This is a genomic window from Mangrovibacillus cuniculi, from assembly GCF_015482585.1.
In the GTDB taxonomy this organism is placed as follows: Bacteria; Bacillota; Bacilli; order Bacillales; family R1DC41; genus Mangrovibacillus; species Mangrovibacillus cuniculi.
In genome coordinates this window covers 277,770-293,956 of sequence record NZ_CP049742.1, presented here as the reverse complement: position 1 = coordinate 293,956, position 16,187 = coordinate 277,770, and the positions used below count along the sequence as shown (strand labels likewise).

Sequence of the window (16,187 nt, the reverse complement as noted above, 5' to 3'; positions counted from 1 at the left end):
CCTATTCACCACCTATCCGCTCAAATCATACTAACAAACAGTGTAATAGATGACGTGTCTGTTCGCAATGAAGGATTTCATTCTACGCCTAATTCATCTAAAACTTCATCTAATTGATTCAAATGACGTTCTTCATGATAACTAATAAATTCAACCCATTGTCGTAAAGACATTAAACCAAACACAGGATGAGGGAATCCTCTCTTACTTAATAAGTTTTGGTCAACTGTTTCTAAAAATTGTTGAAGTGCTCCTCTTGATGCAAAGAAGTGAGAAGCAATGTCATCATACGATTCCCATTCTCCTTTTGGAGCCATTTGATCAGGTGCTTCTATTTTATAAGATCTATCTACAGTACGCCCAATTTGTGCATTCGTATCTTCTATCTCTTCTCCACTTTGCATCACATGCATCATGATACCGACAATATTAATTTCCATTAAGTACATATGCTCTGTGATTTCTATGATGGACCAACCGCCATGTTTCGGCTTGTAATGCAGTTGTTCTTTCGTTAATCCTTTTACTGCGTCCAACACACTTTCTCTAATTAGTTCATGATGACCTAACATACTCTCCACTCCCTTTTATGTATTTCTTCTATAGTAGCATGAATTTGTGGAGATAGAGAAAAATGAGCAAGAGCATTGACAAAACATCAGTTTAATACTAAACTGAAAATGTAATCAGTTTAGTATTAAACTTATAAGCAAGGGAGGACACTTATGGTGCGTAAATCATCAGAAGATCGATTAGGTATATTACTGTGGTATCGCCTTTCCCGTTTTTATCAACAAAGTGTCAAGCATTCCAATCACTATTTAAAGGAATATGGTTTATCAATATCTCAATTTGACGTGTTAGTACAAGTAGGAACTTTTGACCGACTATCCCAACAAGAGTTAGCTGATAAATTACTTGTCACGAAAGGAAATATGACTCATCTCCTATCAAAAATGGAGCAGTTAGGACTTATCCAACGTACACAAGAATGGAAAACAAAGTTCATCTCCTTAACAGAAAAAGGTAGAGAGCTTTTTGAAAAAGTAGTACCAAAGCAAGAAGAGTTTCAGATAGGACAGTTCGATGCTTTAACGAAAGAAGAACGGAAGCAGCTTCACACCTTATTAAAAAAATTACAAATGGATATGGAGGAATAAAATATGGCAACAATGAAAGGAATTCATCACTTATCTGCTTTAACAGCTGATGCACAAAAGAATTTATCCTTTTACACAGACGTGATGGGACTTCGTTTAGTAAAGAAAACCGTGAACCAAGATGACGTAGGCGTTTACCATCTATACTATGGAGATGAGCGTGGAAATCCTGGTACCGGCTTAACTTTTTTTGAAATACCAATGGCAGGACGCAACCATGAAGGGAACAACAGTATTTCTGCTACTTCTTTACGAGTTCCATCTGATGCTGCATTGGCATATTGGAAAAAACGTTTTGAAAAGCTAGAAGTACTACATGAAGAAATTGATCATCGTACTGGAAGAGCAAGCTTACGTTTCCGTGATCCAGAAGGACAACGTTTAATCTTAGTCTCTGATGAAAAAGATACTGGAGTAGCAGGCGGGACTCCATGGGAAAAGAGCCCTGTACCGCAAGAGTTTGGAATCGTTGGTTTAGGCCCCATTCATTTAACTGTACCAGTTGCAGATAATACGCTTCTTTTAATGAAAGAGGTGATGGGATTCCGTGAAAACCGTCGCTACCCTAGTGATGTTGCCGGTCAACCAGATGTCATAGTTTTAGAAACTGGTGAAGGTGGATCTGGCGCAGAAATTCACATTGAAGAGCGTAATGATCTCCCTGCAGAGCGTCTAGGACGAGGTGGGGTACATCATGTTGCTTTCCGTGTAGAAAATAAGGAAGAGTTGGAAAAGTGGATTGAAATAATTAAAGAAGTACGTATTCCAAACTCAGGCTTCGTAGATCGATTCTATTTCCGTTCCCTTTATTATCGTGAACCAAATGGAATTCTGTTCGAATTAGCAACAGACGATCCAGGATTCGATACAGACGAAGAGTTCGAACATTTAGGTGAAACACTTGCCCTACCTCCATTTTTAGAGGGGCGTCGAAAAGAAATCGAAGCACGTTTAAAGCCTTTAAATACAAAACCTGAATAAGTAGGAGGACTTAACTTATGAAACATATTTTTCAACAAGGTAAAGATGCTAGCGCACCCGTTTTATTACTTCTTCACGGAACAGGCGGTAACGAGCATGACCTACTTCCGATTGCTGAAATGATTTCACCTGATTCTTCGGTGTTGAGTGTTAGAGGAAATGTGTCGGAAAACGGAATGCCTCGCTTCTTTCGCCGCTTGGCAGAAGGGGTCTTTGACGAAGAGGATTTAATCTTCCGCACAAAAGAGCTGTATGATTTTCTTGATGAAGCAGCCGAGAAATATGGTTTTAACAGGGAGAACATGGTAGCAGTTGGGTATTCTAATGGAGCAAATATCGCAGGGAGCTTGTTGTTCCACTATGAGCGAGCGTTAGCTGGAGCGATTCTGTTCCATCCAATGGTTCCACGAAGAGGCGTTGAGCTGCCGAACTTGGAGAGCACTCCGGTGTTTATTGGAGCAGGAAAGCATGATCCAATTTGTGCTCCTGCTGAAACGGAGGAACTAAATGAATTATTAAAGTCTGCTGGCGCTGACGTAACATTGAAGTGGCAACCTGGCGGACATCAGTTAACACGTGAGGAAGTGGATCAAGCGAAAGAGTGGCTTGATTGGGATTCTGAGCGTTGTAGTTTATTGTAAGTTTGATTCGTACACACAAGCTAGGCTTGTGTGTACTTTTTTTGATTTGTTAGAGCTTCTTGCGGTATACCTGAATTCCTATATACCTCTTCTGCTATACCGCTGGCGCTTCCTCCGGTATACCTAAAACCGTTTTCCCCTCCTCTGCTATACCGCTGGCGCTTCCTCCAGTATACCTAAACCCGGTTTCCTCTCTTCTGCTATACCGCGGCAGCTTTCTCCGGTATACCTAAACCCGGTTTCCTCTCTTCTGCTATACCGCGGCAGCTTCCTCCGGTATACCTAAACCCGTTTTCCCCTCCTCTGCTATACCGCTGGCGCTTCCTCCGATATACCTAAACCCGTTTTCCTCTCTTCTGCTATACCGCTGGCGCTTCCTTCTGTGTACCTAATCCCTCTCCTATACCACTCATGCTTCCAAAGAGCTAGAAACACCCTTTTCATCAGCATAAAAAATCATTGACATACCAAACAGAAGCACGTAATATGTATCATTAAATAGCAAATATCGACTCGTATAATATTGGAGATATGGTCCAAAAGTTTCTACCAAACTACCGTAAATGGTTTGACTACGAGAATTGTTGCTCCACTCTTTTATGAGAGAGTTTGTTTTGTTCACTACAACTCAAGACAAACTAGCAACTTTTTCGCTGTCAAACTCTAGTTTCTTGTAAACTAGGGTTTTTTTGTATCCTTTTTATCACCAATAGAGTCATTTCATTGAAAATACAAGGAGTGACTTTACATGACAACTATGAAAAATCTACAAAAAAGAATTGCAGTTGCTACAAAAAGAGAATTAGCAGATCTAGTGATTACAAACGCCAAAGTCGTCAATGTTTGGAACGGAAAAATACAAAAAGGTTCCGTTGCAATAGTGGATGGATTCATTGCTGGAATTGGAGACTTCCAAGGGAAAAACACCTATGACGCCAAAGGACAATACCTTGTACCTGGATTTATTGATGGACATGTCCACATAGAATCGAGCTTTGTGACACCCTCTTCTTTTTCCAAAGCAGTATTACCACACGGCGTTACGACTGTTATAACAGATCCCCACGAAATAGCAAATGTAGCTGGGAAAGCTGGAATTGATTTTATGATGGAAGATGCAAAAAATGCTAAGCTAGACATTCGTTTTGGCCTACCCTCTTCGGTTCCAGCAACACCTTTTGAAGACAATGGTGCAAAACTAACTGCTACTGATTTATACAATTATTACGAGAATTCGTCTGTACAAGGTTTGGCAGAAGTCATGGATTATCCTGCTGTTCATCATGCAGAAGAAGACATGATTCAAAAGATTGTCGACGCTCACAACGCGCAAAGAACAATAGATGGCCATGGTGCGGGTCTCTCTTCAACTGCGTTAAGTGTCTATCGAGCAGTCGGAATCAATACAGACCATGAAGCTACAACTATGCAAGAAGCAATGGCACGAATTGAACTAGGTTTTCATGTCATGATTAGAGAAGGAACCGGTGCCAAAGATTTGGCATCTCTACTTCCAGCCATTACACCGGAAACATCTCATCAGTTTTTATTTTGCACAGATGACAAGCACATAGATGAATTAGTGAAAGAAGGAAGTATTGATTTTCATATTCGAAAATCCATTGAGCTAGGCATTGACCCTATTACTGCCATTCAAATGGCTACGCGCAATGCTGCTACTTGTTTTGGATTAAAAGATAGAGGAGCTATTACACCCGGGTATCGTGCGGATCTAGTACTTGTAGATGGACTTCACTCCTGGATGTCTGTGAAAGCAGTCTGGAAAGATGGGCAACTAGTTGCTGAAGATGGAGAATATATGTTGTTGGAAGAAAGTCCAGTAAACCATTTATCTACCCCTCTCCCTTCTATTAATATAGGAAACTTTAGGAAAGAAATGCTCACCCTCCCTATGAAAGGGTGTAAGAACGCAAATGTTATTGGAATGAAACATCATTCTCTCCTTACGGAAAAGCTTCATTTACCAGTCAACGTTGGAGATGATGTCTTTATTCCTACCAAAGACGATGGTCTTGCAAAAATCGCTGTAGTGGAAAGACATCATGGAACGAATCAAGTTGGCGTTGGGATTGTAAAAGGCTTTGAATTAAAGTCTGGAGCTTTGGCAACATCTGTATCCCATGATTCTCATAACATTGTTTCTGTCGGTATGAATGATGACGATATGAAGATTGCGATTGAACAAGTTGTTCAACAGAATGGTGGATTGGTTTTAGTGGATAATGGAAAAGTAATAGCATCTGTCGTACTTGATATTGCTGGTTTGATGAGCAGTAAACCAATTGAAACCGTAATAGGAGAGTTAAACAGGCTTCATGAAGCGCTTCTACATTTCCCAATAACACAAGCGATAAATCCGTTTCATCAATTATCGTTCCTTTGTCTTCCTGTTATCCCAAGGATAAAACTGACTAATAGAGGGTTATTTGACGCAGAACTGATGCAACATATCGACGTACCAACCAATTAAGCAGTTAATTTTTCCTGATATAAATAAAAGTGCCGATGACGAAATGGTCATCGGCACTTTTTAAACCGGAAAGACTAACACAAAAGTAGTACCTTGATGGTTAGACTCTTGTAATTCAATTCTTCCATCATGGTTCTCCATAATTCTCTGAATAATTGTAAGACCTAACCCAGTACCACTTTCCTTCGAACTATAAAATGGTTCAAACATTTTTTGGATGGTTTCTTCTGACATTCCCGGACCATTGTCTTTTATTAATACTTTATAAGTACCATCTAAATGTTCTGACCAAATACTTATTGTCCCTTTGGTATTCATAGCTTCTAATGAATTTCGGAAAAGGTTGTGAAAAACTTGTTTCATTTGCTTTGGATCGATGTACAATTCCATATCACATATATCTATTTGAAATTGTACATTTTGTTCCATATCGTATAACGGAATCAGTTCATTCAGGACATCAATAATTTTACTTTTCCTCATTATTGGAGCCCCTGGTTTAGCCAGTAACAACATCTCTTCAATAATTAAATTAATTCGTTTAATCTCTTTTTGAATTAAAGGTAAATAATATTCGTTTCGCATTTCAGCTGAAAAAGATTGCTCCATTATGGTTAAAAAGCCATGAATAACCGCTAACGGATTTCTGATTTCATGAGCAGCACCTGCAGCCATCTCTCCAACAGATGCCAGTTTCTCTGACTGCCTCATTCTTTCTTCTAGCTTAGTAGACTCTGTCACATCAATAAAGTACAGCAGTCTACCAATTTTTTTGTCATTTTGATCTAATAAATGAACTTGTGAAACTAGCCAAACTTCATGACCAATTGGTAAATCCATAACTAGTTTCTTCATCTGAAAAGCACTTTTTGAAAAAAACAGCAACCAAAAGTCATAGTTCTCATCAGGTAGATCTTCTGGATGGATAGTGTGTATATCTCTATCTAAGAAAGATAATTTTTCTTGCGCTTCTTTGTTTAAAGAAATAGTAGATTCATTATCTAGAATAGTGACAATTCCAATAGGTAACGAATTAACCATTTGTTCTCTATAATTCCTCGATTCTACCACTTTTGTAAAAGAGGATTTTAGCTCACTTGACATGTGATTGATGGATTGCGCTAGTTGATTCAACTCAATCTGCTCTAGTGACTTTATCGTGTAACCGTACTTCCCAGATGCTATGGTATCCACTTGCGTAACAAGTGATTCTACCGGTTTTGTTAAGTGACGACTAATGCGATAAGCGAATAGAATTGATCCAGCTATTGTTACTGCCGTTAATACAAATAGCAACCAAAGTGAGTGATAAATGCTATCTTCCATAGAATTAGACTGATCGGAGAGTAGACTTAGTGCCGCTAATTGTCTTCTATCTACTTCAGCAATAATATCGTTTAAAAGGGGAATATATTCAGTTAATAAGAATTCTCTTGCCGCTTCATTATTATTATAAAGAATTAACCCTTTTACGTTGTTAATCATTAAAAAATCTAATCTTTCAATATCCGTTTTCACTCCAGCTAGACTTGATGGAATATATAAAGGCATACCTTGCGAATGAATAAGACTCTCATAATTTGAGATAACAGTATGTTGATTCGTTCCTTGGATATAATTTCGCACTATTGCCTTCCTTGCACGTAGTGTTTCTGTCCATTTGGAGTATAAAGATAATTCAGGTAAGCGTTCGTCGTGGATAGATTGGGAAACTTGATGAACATCTCCTATTGTGTAGACTAAAAATAAGGAGGATCCACTAAATATACAAATGATGAAAAGTTGAGTGAACAAAATACGGTTTCTAAAAGACCAATTTTTCATTTTGCTCGCCACCTTCTATTTTCATTGAGAGAATGTTTCTTTTTCTTTTGCAATAAATTGCTTATCTTTTTCCGTCAACATTGGACCTAATTCAGCTAAGCGGTACACACCATCATCCTCTGTTAATATCTTTTTCCCAGCTTTGATGCCAGTATCACTAAAATAGTCCTTCATGATAGCTAAATAAGCTGAAGGGACATCATTCATTACGCTAGTTATAACATTTGACTTTCCCATATAAGATTGGTCATCTAAATAACCAATCACAAACGTGTCTGTTTCTATCGCTCTTTTTATCACTTCACGATTAAAACCGTTGCCTTTTGAATAAAAAACATCATATCCCTCTTCTAAGAGCTCATTCATTAACGTTAACGCTTTTTCTCCATCATCTCTACTGTCTACTACCACATAGGAAAACTCCGCTTCTGGTGCATATTCTTTAATCGCCCGCTCAAATTGAGGATTTTTTTCTCTAGCTTCATACGCATCTATTAAGGCAATTTTATTACTCTTCGTCACCAAAGTAGCTGCAATACCTGCAAAATATTCCATTTCTCCTTGATCATATGTATATACAGCTTGGTTTTCATGCTTACTATCTCCGTGAATGGTAACGAAAAAAGTATCTTTGTAATTGCTTGCAACCTGATTGAAAATAGTAGAAAACTCTCTTCCGTGTCCAATGATAATGTCTGAACCATTTTCAGCAGCATCAATTGCTGCGTTTTCTATAGATTGCTCATCAGAAAGTTCACTTTTAATTTCTGTATCCACTTCGAAGTTCTGTTGAATATTTATCATTCCGTTATATGCTAGACTTCCCCAGCTTTGATCTGCTATGACATCAGTAGTTAATATAGTAACAGTCGTTGTTCTATTGCTAGTTTTTTCATGGTTAACGGAATTCATTGTCTTTATTACGTAAATTGCTGTGAGAAGTAAACACGTTACAGCAATTCCACTTCCTATAAGTAATAACCATGTGCCAATCTTTTGTTGTTTCAACGACCTGCCTCCTAAACTCTTCTTTCACTTTACTAAATAAGCCCTTAATCCTCCTTATTATACACGTTATTTATTAGAAAAGGCTACATTATAAGTCAAATTACTACATAATTCGACATAACAGTGCACGTGACATGTTGGACTAAATAAAATGCTGGCTATAATAGAAACTCAGCTAAGAGCGAGCTACATCACGTGGCTAACGATAAGTTGTTATTGGTCACGGAACAAAAAAAGACTAAAAGGCTTATACCCTCTAGTCTTCATCTTTTATATCAATGTCTTCTGATATTGGTTCTGATAGATACTCTTCTATTTGTTTCTTGATTAATTCTACTTGTTCTAAGTGCGTATCAAATTGATCTTTATAAATAATATACTGCTCTCCGTCAAACAATGCTCTGATTTTCTTTTCCTGAATTAAGTACTTTATTACTTCAGGTGCCAATGACAGATACTCTGCTGTTTCCTCAACAGTTAAGTACATTTTAGCAGAAGTCCTTTCCAGGTTCACAAGCTAATCCTTGCAAATCTTGTGTACTACTATTCGCTTCTTGTTTAATAATTTCTTTCAATTGTGTAGCTGAATGTAATCCTTGTACACGACGATTACCAATAAAGAACGTAGGTACTGCTTTTATATTAGCTTCTCCATAGGCATATTGAAGCGCTTGTTCGTGACTTTGTTTAAACGTACGATTAGTCAAGGCGTCTGTAAATTCTTGTTTTGATAAACCAATACCCTCTGCGATAGTCGCTAAAATGTCTATTTTTCCAATATCCAAACCATTCTCCCAAAAAGCTTTCAAAACAGCTTCCACATATTCCGTTTCTTTATCTTGTGTTTTCGCAAATTGATATCCTTCATGAGCGTAATGGGTATGGGGTAACGGGTCCATATCTGGTAAAAGCATTTTAACACCTAATTGTTCAGCTAATGGTTTAACAGAACCATTCCAAGCTTGTTGTATATACGGATCTTTAGAAGACAATGTAGGGTGCGGTAAAGGTCTTAATTCAAATGGCATCCATTCTACTTCTACCGACTCCCCTTTTATCGCTTCTTTCAAAGGTGCTTCAGCTAAATAACAAAATGGACAAGCAAAATCTGAAAATACTTTAATCTTAACGGGCATGTAATCGCTCCTCTCCATATCTATCAGTGTACCAAATTATTGTGAGCCACTCCATTATCAGTATTTGTAATAACTTTGTTTACAAAAGGAAATACTTAGGGGAAAAGGAGTGAGTAGTTTGAAGAAATTTTTACTGGTCTGTTTACTGTGTAGTTATACATTGTTAAGCGCATGTGGTAACGATAGTGACAAAGTTACGGAACCTAATTCAGAGGCACCTTTAGAGGAAGATGAAAGAGTGGCATTAGGTGAAGATAAAATTCCCGAATCAGAAAGTCCTTATGATTTTACTAGTTTTGATCTAGATGTTGAATATGGTAATGACAGCTATGAAGCAGAATATGTTAATGAAGCAAGAGGAATGGAAGCAGTGATTGAAGACGATTTAAAGCAAGAAATGCTGGAGAGTGATGAAGCATACGGGAAATTAGAAACGTATTTTACCCAGTTAACGTTTGATCAATCTACAAAAACAGAGGACGTCATTGCAGAGGTTTTAAACATTTTTAATCTGCCAGAAGACTATACGAACTTTGACTTAGAGATCGTTTATTCAGATGGATCAACGAAAGAATATCAGGATGTAACGAAAAAGTAGAAATACTAGTACGAGTTGTGTGATTCGATACCAAGGGACAAAAATAGTTCTTCCTTTTTGCATCCCTTGGTGTGCTTCACCATTAGCACTTATAAGTCATCTTCCCAATATAGATCATTATGTAACTTACACCCTGGATTAAAAGATTTACTACACTTTGGACACTGGTTATTTGCATGTAAGTACTCATTTATGGTTAATTCCGTATAACAAGCTCCACACAAAACTCCCAACTCATTCCCCTGACTCAACTTCATTCTAATTGGTTTATGATCCACTAACTCTTCATGACACTTATAACACGGATAATAGGTTTCACAACAAGCAAACTTTATTGCAATACGATCTACTTCTGAATGGTAATGTTTACACCGTGTTTCTTTATCCATTTCAACACCAATCAATTTCATCAAACCCCTCCCATTCACTATAATAGCAAGTTCTATCTAATTAGTAACCAACAACTGAAAACCGCCCAAACAAGTTAGGCGGTTCTCTACTTAATCTATTGTAGCAATAATCTTTCCTTTAACATGACGCTCAGATAATTGTTTTAACGCAGCAGGTACTTCTTCAAGTGTAACTTCTTTTTCCACTAGTGTTTTCAACGTTCCCTTTTGCACCATCTCAAGCATGATATCTCCCATTGTTTGCAATGTTTGTTGTTGACGGAAGTTACCTGAACCGTGAACAGAACCTAGAGCTACTTGGTGGAATGAAAGCGGATGGTCAAAACGAATATTGGCATTCGCATCTGGCGGACCAGCAATGAAGGCAATTTGTCCGTTAAAAGCTAATGCTTTGACAGACTTATCTGCGTTCTCTCGGTTAACAGCGTCTAATACATGATCAACGCCAAGTCCTTCTGTCATTGTCATCACTTCTTGTACAAAGTCTTGTTCACGATAGTCAATGGCATAATCCGCTCCAAGAGATTTTACATAATCGTGATTCTCCGATGAAGCTGTTGTGATAACAGTCAAACCAGCCTGTTTTGCAAGTTGAATGGCAAATCCACCAACTCCACCAGCACCAGCATGAATTAGGATACTGTCTCCCATTTGGATGTGTAACTTATAAAATAATGCTTGATAAGCCGTATATCCTGCACAAGGAAGTGCCACTGCATCAACGAAAGAAATTTCATCTGGGATACGAGAAATTGTATGGGCACTTGTCACATTATACTCTGCGTAATTCCCTCTCTTTGTCATGTCACTGTGGAAAACAACACGATCTCCTACTTTCCAAGTATCTACACCTTCTCCTAGTTCCTCAATTACTCCTGCTCCATCCACACCTAAGATATGTGGATAATTCCAAGCTGGAATGCCACCAGTTGCCGTTTTGTAATCAACAGGGTTTAAACCAGCAGCCTTCATTCTCACTAGCACTTCTCCTACCTTTGGAATAGGCTTGTCCGTTTCTCCTACTTTCATTTGTTCCCATTTACCTTTATCTTCTAACAGTAACGCTTTCATCATTAGTACGCTCCTTCCGAATACGTTAATTCGTAGCTATGCGTATAAATCTCTATTAAATTCCCAAATGGATCTTCGCAGTAAACCATTTTAAAAGGCTTTTCTCCAGGATAGTACTCTCTAATTGGCATTCTTTGTTTGCCACCAGCATCCACTATTTTCTTTGCTAGTCCTTCGATATCAGGATCTTGAACACAGAAATGGAAAATGCCTGTTTTCCAATATTCAAAGTTATTCTCAGGCTTTTCATTTGTAGCAAACTCGAATAATTCAATTCCAACTTTGTCACTTGTGGACATGTGAGCAATTTTAAAGGAGCCCCAACCTGGTCCAAAAACATCTGTACACATTTGGCCAATAGCTGAATCGTCTTCTACGATGGTGGAAGGTTCCATAATGACATACCATCCTAGTACATCTCGATAAAACGCAACTGCTTCCTCTACATTTGGTACTGATAATCCGATATGGGAAAATGCTCGTGGATAAACGTTTGTCATAATTCTTCCTCCTTTTGTTCTTTCCGTTTCTTCAGTATACTTAGGGACATACATGGTGACTAGTAGGCACTTTTTTCTCACCTGGTTACATCTTCGTAACCATTGTCACCAATTCACAGCAAAATCAGTCATAGGAAGGAACAAGAACATGACCACAACTTACCATAATCCAGTAGAAGCTACCCTTTCCGTCATCGGAGGTAAATGGAAAGTAGTAATTCTTTGTTTGTTAAAAGAAACGGATACGATGAGATTTAGCGATTTACAAAGAGCAATACCAGACATTACGAAAAAAATGCTCTCGCAACAATTACGAGAGCTAGAAGCAGATCATATTATTCATCGCACTGTCTATGATGAAATGCCACCAAGAGTGGAGTACTCATTAACAAGCGAAGGAGAAACTATGCGTCCAATGTTAAATGCTATGTGTGCTTGGGGAAGTAGAAAAATGGGCCAACAAGCAGAATGTGAATAACCTGTTGGTAAATTACTCTATCAGTGCATTTTCGATTTTGTACAAGTCCCAATCAAGCTCTGTTTTTTCATTAGACAGCGCTTTTGCCATCTCAGCCCCAAGGAAAGGACCGCTAGTCAAACCGGATGCGCCTAACCCATTTATTAAATGAATACCCTTCTTTCCAGGTAGCTCTCCTATAATCGGTAGAAAATTCGGTGCGACAGGACGGAATCCCACTCTCGTCTCCACATAGGTAGCCTCTTGAAGGCCAGGAGCGACCGCTAGCGCTTTGCTGGTAATTTCTTCAAGGGCACCAAGAGTAGGTCGATTGTCAAAGCCTTTCTCATCCTCATGTGTTGCACCAGTTACGATGCGATTTGGACCAAATGTAACCATATATTGATTGCCAGGTGGCATAACTACAGGCCACATGGATGTATCCTCTCCCTCTAAATTACTGTGGACAATTTGGGCTTTTTGAGGAGAGATCGCTAACTTTACACCTATTTGATTAGTTATCTGACTAGCCCACGCTCCAGCAGCAACCATAACATCTTCTGATTCGAGAACTGTATCTCCTAGAATGACTTCCCAAGTTCCTTTTAGTCCTAGTTTGAGTTTGGCGTCTCCTGACAGCACGATAGCTCCATGCTTTTTGGCAGCGTTCATTAATGCTTCTCTCATTTTTCTCCCATCGACCCGAGCGCCTCCAGAGACAAACACGGCTCCATATGTTTCTTTCACAATAGGAAATCGTTTTTTTACTTCCATTGGTGAAAATATGTGGATATCTCCTATCTCCGGTGCATCTTCTTTTCGTTTCTGTGCACGTTCTGCCATTTTTTCTAGTTTATCCATATCCTCATGTAGACAGAGAGTGCCTACATTCTGATACCCTATATCATCTATTCCCAAAGCTTCTAGTTCGTTAACGAGCTCAGGGTAATGTTTTGCTCCCCCTTTTACCATTGCGTACCAAGCCTTATTTCTGCGTTGGGAAAGCCATGGACAAATGATACCTGCTGCAGCATCTGTCGCCCTTCCTTTATCTTCTCGATCAATAATAGTAACGTTCCATCCTCTTTTCGCTAGTTCATAGGCCGTGGAAGCTCCAACTATGCCAGCACCAATAATCACAATATTTTTCATTCTCTTCACCTCGACAATCTTACGTTACACTACTAGGCACCTAAGTGCAAAACCACTAAACATCTAAATGTTTTCATCAATTATTGTTATAAAGTAGGAAACTTATTCTTAACTGTCGAAATAAGTAGAAAAGAGGTGAATACACGTGATAATAAGAAAGGCAGAATTACGAGATGTGTCAGGGATTGTTTGGGTGTGTACAGAGGGGAATCGCCAAACGTATAAAGACTTATATGATACGTATTATTTGGAAAAAGTTATTAAGGATTTTTATAGTATAGAACGTATTACAAAAGAAGTACTTTCCCCAGAAGGATGGGATGGATGGATTGTTGCTGTGGAAGATGGAAAAGTAATTGGCGCAGGTGGTGGTGGGATGATAGATGCCACCTCAAGTGAAATATATGTCTTGTATTTAGATCCTTCTAGAAGAAATGAAGGAATTGGAACCAAGTTATTAGAGTACATGACAGATTTACAGCTATCTCAAGGAGCAAGAGAGCAGTGGGTCTCTGTAGCAAAAGATAATCAAAAAGGAATTCCTTTTTATGAAGCAAGAGGTTTTCTTTATCAATTTGAAAAATTAGACCACGGGACTAAAAAGGAAGACCATTATGTGTCTCTTCGTTATGTGAGATATTTATAAAATTTTTATTGGACAGTAACTTCCATAATCTTTCCCTCGTCTGATGATTAGCTATATAAAAGGAGACGATGAAATGTTAAAAAAGATTGTAGGAATAACTTGTATTAGTCTCATGTTAATAAGTTGTGGATCGAAAGAAGCTACAATAGAACCGGAAACAGATACACTAAAAGCATCAACACCAGAAGAAATTCCATTTTCATTAAAAGAAGCATTAACAGTCCTTGATCAAGGCAGTGTATTACTACGAACTTATTATTCCTATGAAAATCTTCCCACTACTACTGAAGAAACAATCACGTTTTTAGAAGAAATCTTTACAGAAAATTATATTAACAATATTATCCTTGGTGGTGGCAACTTAAAAGAAGTGAACGGAGAGTGGAGCCTAGCCTACGAGGGAAGTGAATTCTTAGAGGCAACTTTCTATTTTGATACCATGACAAATCCTATTTTCGAAAAAGTAAACGAAACAACTGCTACAGTAAGCGACGAAAAAGGTGACGGACTGTATGCTCCTCACAAAGAGGTAATAACTCTTATACTAGAAGATGGTTCGTGGAAAATAGACGATTTAGTTTGGGAGTATTAACTAATATTTGTATTAAAAATGGGTAAGTAAAAAATAACTTGCATTATCTACCTCAAGTCACATTAGAAGTTGATTATTTTTTGCACTAATTTGTTGCCCGTAGTGGAAGGCACGAAGACTTCTGGGGGGGTCAGCGGCTTGACTGTGTGTCTAGCTGCAGGTGCGCAACCGCTCGGCAAAGTCAGAAAGCCCTGTGGTGGCTGAAGAACCGCCTGCTCGGTCTTTCCAACTTTGCTGCTGCGGTTTAACGCGCACATTCCGCTTTTCGATTGCCCCATTGAAAAGCGAAGTGCCTGGAACGAAAGGTAACGGTTTTAGCCTAAACACCAAGAAGTAGGAAACTTTTGCGTAACCCACTTCTTGTTTTCTTTTACAGTAACTGCTTCTCCAAACAATAAACCTCGTTACCATGATTACTGACCGTTGTGTCATAGTATGTAAAGCCAAGTCTCTCCCAAAACCTTCTTCCACTTTCATTTTTCACCAAAACAGCCAAGCGGATTGCAGCTACTCCCATTTCTCGCACTTGCTCTTCTAAATGCAGATAGGCCTGCGTTCCAAACGAATACCCTTGATAATCTCCATGAATCAAAAGAAATCCTAGCCAGAAGTAACCGTCTTTCGGATTTTTACGCATATATTCCAACATTCCTATATATGTATCATCTAATTTAATCAAATAGCTTTCTGTCTTATCTGTTAAGAATTCTTCTCTTATTTCCTCTTTACTCCGGACAGCTTTCTGATGTTCCATCTCATTATAACGAGGATTAGAATTGATGATCTCTTCTGCTATATAAATGGTCTCTTCTACTAATAACTCCAAAGTAATTGTCAATGTAAATCTACCCCTTCTTTATTCGAATGACTGGTATTTATAAACTAAAAATAATTCTCTCGGATCATCCGTCTGCCACTTCACACATTCCACTTCTTCAAAGTACGTCTCCATTGCTAAAAAGTGAACATAATCAGAAGATGGATAATAGAGAATTAATGTAAGTTCACGGGGATTCTCTGACACTGATTCAATAAGACGATACGTAAACGCACGAAAAATTTCAATAGAAAATGGGTTAAAGAAATAGAAGACCGAATCATTTGCAGAAATCGGATAGTGATCAGCAAGTCCATGGTAAAATGATACACCTTCTTGTTCTTCGGGATAACTTTCTCCAAAACTCTCTTTATTTAATAGACATTCCCGATAAAAATGGTCGTCCATTTCAATGCCAATCCCTTTGCAACCGAATCGTTCTACTACAAAGAATAGCGTTCTTCCTTTTCCACAACCAACGTCTACAAACGTCTCATTCGGACGAATAGAGATAGTTGAGAATAACAAATCTAATGCTCCATATGGTGTTGCTTCATAGCGATGATGATGTCTATTTTCATAAAAGCCATTGTCTTCTTCGCCAGTAAATATATTTAAACTAAAGTCGTTTTGATTATTATTCATGCTTCCTCCTAAGTCTCGTTTAACTAAATATAATAGTAACATGATTGATTTTTATCTT

19 protein-coding genes and 1 riboswitch are annotated in these 16,187 nt (G+C 38.3%); of the genes, 8 read left to right on the top strand and 11 right to left on the bottom strand.

The genetic code is table 11. The annotated features are described in order from the left end of the window. Positions 1–77: 77 nt before the first annotated feature. Positions 78–572 carry a DinB family protein gene (locus tag G8O30_RS01405; protein ID WP_239673236.1) on the bottom strand — a complete coding sequence of 165 codons (495 nt, stop codon included), beginning with the start codon at positions 570–572 and terminating at the stop codon, positions 78–80. Between the two features lie 153 nt (positions 573–725). On the opposite strand from G8O30_RS01405, the gene G8O30_RS01400 reads away from it, so the two are divergent. From G8O30_RS01400 to ade, 4 genes are all read left to right on the top strand, one after another. Further along, a complete protein-coding gene (locus G8O30_RS01400; protein WP_239673235.1) occupies positions 726–1,160 on the top strand; it encodes a MarR family winged helix-turn-helix transcriptional regulator in 435 nt (144 codons plus the stop codon). Positions 1,161–1,163: 3 nt separating this feature from the next. Next, positions 1,164–2,141 (top strand): ring-cleaving dioxygenase, encoded by a 978-nt coding sequence (locus G8O30_RS01395; protein WP_239673234.1) that lies wholly within the window; start codon positions 1,164–1,166, stop codon positions 2,139–2,141. Positions 2,142–2,158: 17 nt separating this feature from the next. After that, positions 2,159–2,782: an alpha/beta hydrolase gene (locus G8O30_RS01390; protein WP_239673233.1), complete on the top strand. Its 624-nt coding sequence runs from the start codon at positions 2,159–2,161 to the stop codon at positions 2,780–2,782. 493 nt (positions 2,783–3,275) lie between these two features. Continuing rightward, positions 3,276–3,377, top strand: a riboswitch (purine riboswitch). Between the two features lie 153 nt (positions 3,378–3,530). Next, complete coding sequence (gene ade / locus G8O30_RS01385; RefSeq protein WP_239673232.1) at positions 3,531–5,273, top strand: adenine deaminase; 1,743 nt, start codon at positions 3,531–3,533, stop codon at positions 5,271–5,273. Between the two features lie 60 nt (positions 5,274–5,333). Here ade and G8O30_RS01380 read toward each other — a convergent pair whose 3' ends face one another. The 4 genes from G8O30_RS01380 to G8O30_RS01365 all read right to left on the bottom strand — a co-directional run bounded on the left by G8O30_RS01380 (position 5,334) and on the right by G8O30_RS01365 (position 9,241). Beyond that, the gene (locus G8O30_RS01380; RefSeq protein ID WP_239673231.1) at positions 5,334–7,097 is read right to left on the bottom strand and encodes a sensor histidine kinase; all 1,764 of its coding nucleotides are present in this window, start codon (positions 7,095–7,097) and stop codon (positions 5,334–5,336) included. 21 nt (positions 7,098–7,118) lie between these two features. After that, positions 7,119–8,105: a BMP family ABC transporter substrate-binding protein gene (locus tag G8O30_RS01375; RefSeq protein ID WP_239673230.1), complete on the bottom strand. Its 987-nt coding sequence runs from the start codon at positions 8,103–8,105 to the stop codon at positions 7,119–7,121. A 256-nt stretch (positions 8,106–8,361) separates the two neighbouring features. Next, positions 8,362–8,592 carry an excisionase family DNA-binding protein gene (locus G8O30_RS01370; protein WP_239673229.1) on the bottom strand — a complete coding sequence of 77 codons (231 nt, stop codon included), beginning with the start codon at positions 8,590–8,592 and terminating at the stop codon, positions 8,362–8,364. Between the two features lies 1 nt (position 8,593). Next, positions 8,594–9,241, bottom strand: a complete 648-nt coding sequence (locus G8O30_RS01365) for a DsbA family oxidoreductase (protein ID WP_239673228.1) — start codon at positions 9,239–9,241, stop codon at positions 8,594–8,596. Between the two features lie 118 nt (positions 9,242–9,359). On the opposite strand from G8O30_RS01365, the gene G8O30_RS01360 reads away from it, so the two are divergent. Continuing rightward, entirely contained in the window at positions 9,360–9,839 is a 480-nt protein-coding gene (locus G8O30_RS01360) for a YusW family protein (RefSeq protein WP_239673227.1), read from the top strand. Positions 9,840–9,928: 89 nt separating this feature from the next. On the opposite strand, the gene G8O30_RS01355 is transcribed toward G8O30_RS01360, so the two are convergent. The 3 genes from G8O30_RS01355 to G8O30_RS01345 all read right to left on the bottom strand — a co-directional run bounded on the left by G8O30_RS01355 (position 9,929) and on the right by G8O30_RS01345 (position 11,820). After that, positions 9,929–10,249, bottom strand: a complete 321-nt coding sequence (locus tag G8O30_RS01355; protein WP_239673226.1) for a CHY zinc finger protein — start codon at positions 10,247–10,249, stop codon at positions 9,929–9,931. A gap of 90 nt (positions 10,250–10,339) precedes the next feature. Continuing rightward, a complete protein-coding gene (locus tag G8O30_RS01350) occupies positions 10,340–11,320 on the bottom strand; it encodes a zinc-binding dehydrogenase (RefSeq protein ID WP_239674459.1) in 981 nt (326 codons plus the stop codon). Between the two features lie 2 nt (positions 11,321–11,322). After that, complete coding sequence (locus tag G8O30_RS01345) at positions 11,323–11,820, bottom strand: lactoylglutathione lyase family protein (protein WP_239673225.1); 498 nt, start codon at positions 11,818–11,820, stop codon at positions 11,323–11,325. Between the two features lie 148 nt (positions 11,821–11,968). Between G8O30_RS01345 and G8O30_RS01340 the strand changes: the two genes are divergently transcribed. After that, the gene (locus G8O30_RS01340) at positions 11,969–12,298 is read left to right on the top strand and encodes a winged helix-turn-helix transcriptional regulator (protein WP_239673224.1); all 330 of its coding nucleotides are present in this window, start codon (positions 11,969–11,971) and stop codon (positions 12,296–12,298) included. A 12-nt stretch (positions 12,299–12,310) separates the two neighbouring features. On the opposite strand, the gene G8O30_RS01335 is transcribed toward G8O30_RS01340, so the two are convergent. Further along, entirely contained in the window at positions 12,311–13,429 is a 1,119-nt protein-coding gene (locus tag G8O30_RS01335) for an NAD(P)/FAD-dependent oxidoreductase (protein ID WP_239673223.1), read from the bottom strand. 145 nt (positions 13,430–13,574) lie between these two features. Here G8O30_RS01335 and G8O30_RS01330 point away from each other — a divergent pair, with 145 nt between their 5' ends. Further along, positions 13,575–14,075 carry a GNAT family N-acetyltransferase gene (locus G8O30_RS01330; protein ID WP_239673222.1) on the top strand — a complete coding sequence of 167 codons (501 nt, stop codon included), beginning with the start codon at positions 13,575–13,577 and terminating at the stop codon, positions 14,073–14,075. A 73-nt stretch (positions 14,076–14,148) separates the two neighbouring features. Beyond that, the gene (locus G8O30_RS01325; RefSeq protein ID WP_239673221.1) at positions 14,149–14,667 is read left to right on the top strand and encodes a hypothetical protein; all 519 of its coding nucleotides are present in this window, start codon (positions 14,149–14,151) and stop codon (positions 14,665–14,667) included. A 370-nt stretch (positions 14,668–15,037) separates the two neighbouring features. Here G8O30_RS01325 and G8O30_RS01320 read toward each other — a convergent pair whose 3' ends face one another. Both G8O30_RS01320 and G8O30_RS01315 read right to left on the bottom strand, forming a co-directional pair. Then, positions 15,038–15,505 carry a GNAT family N-acetyltransferase gene (locus G8O30_RS01320; RefSeq protein WP_239673220.1) on the bottom strand — a complete coding sequence of 156 codons (468 nt, stop codon included), beginning with the start codon at positions 15,503–15,505 and terminating at the stop codon, positions 15,038–15,040. Positions 15,506–15,523: 18 nt separating this feature from the next. After that, positions 15,524–16,129 carry a class I SAM-dependent methyltransferase gene (locus G8O30_RS01315; RefSeq protein ID WP_239673219.1) on the bottom strand — a complete coding sequence of 202 codons (606 nt, stop codon included), beginning with the start codon at positions 16,127–16,129 and terminating at the stop codon, positions 15,524–15,526. Positions 16,130–16,187 lie beyond the last annotated feature (58 nt).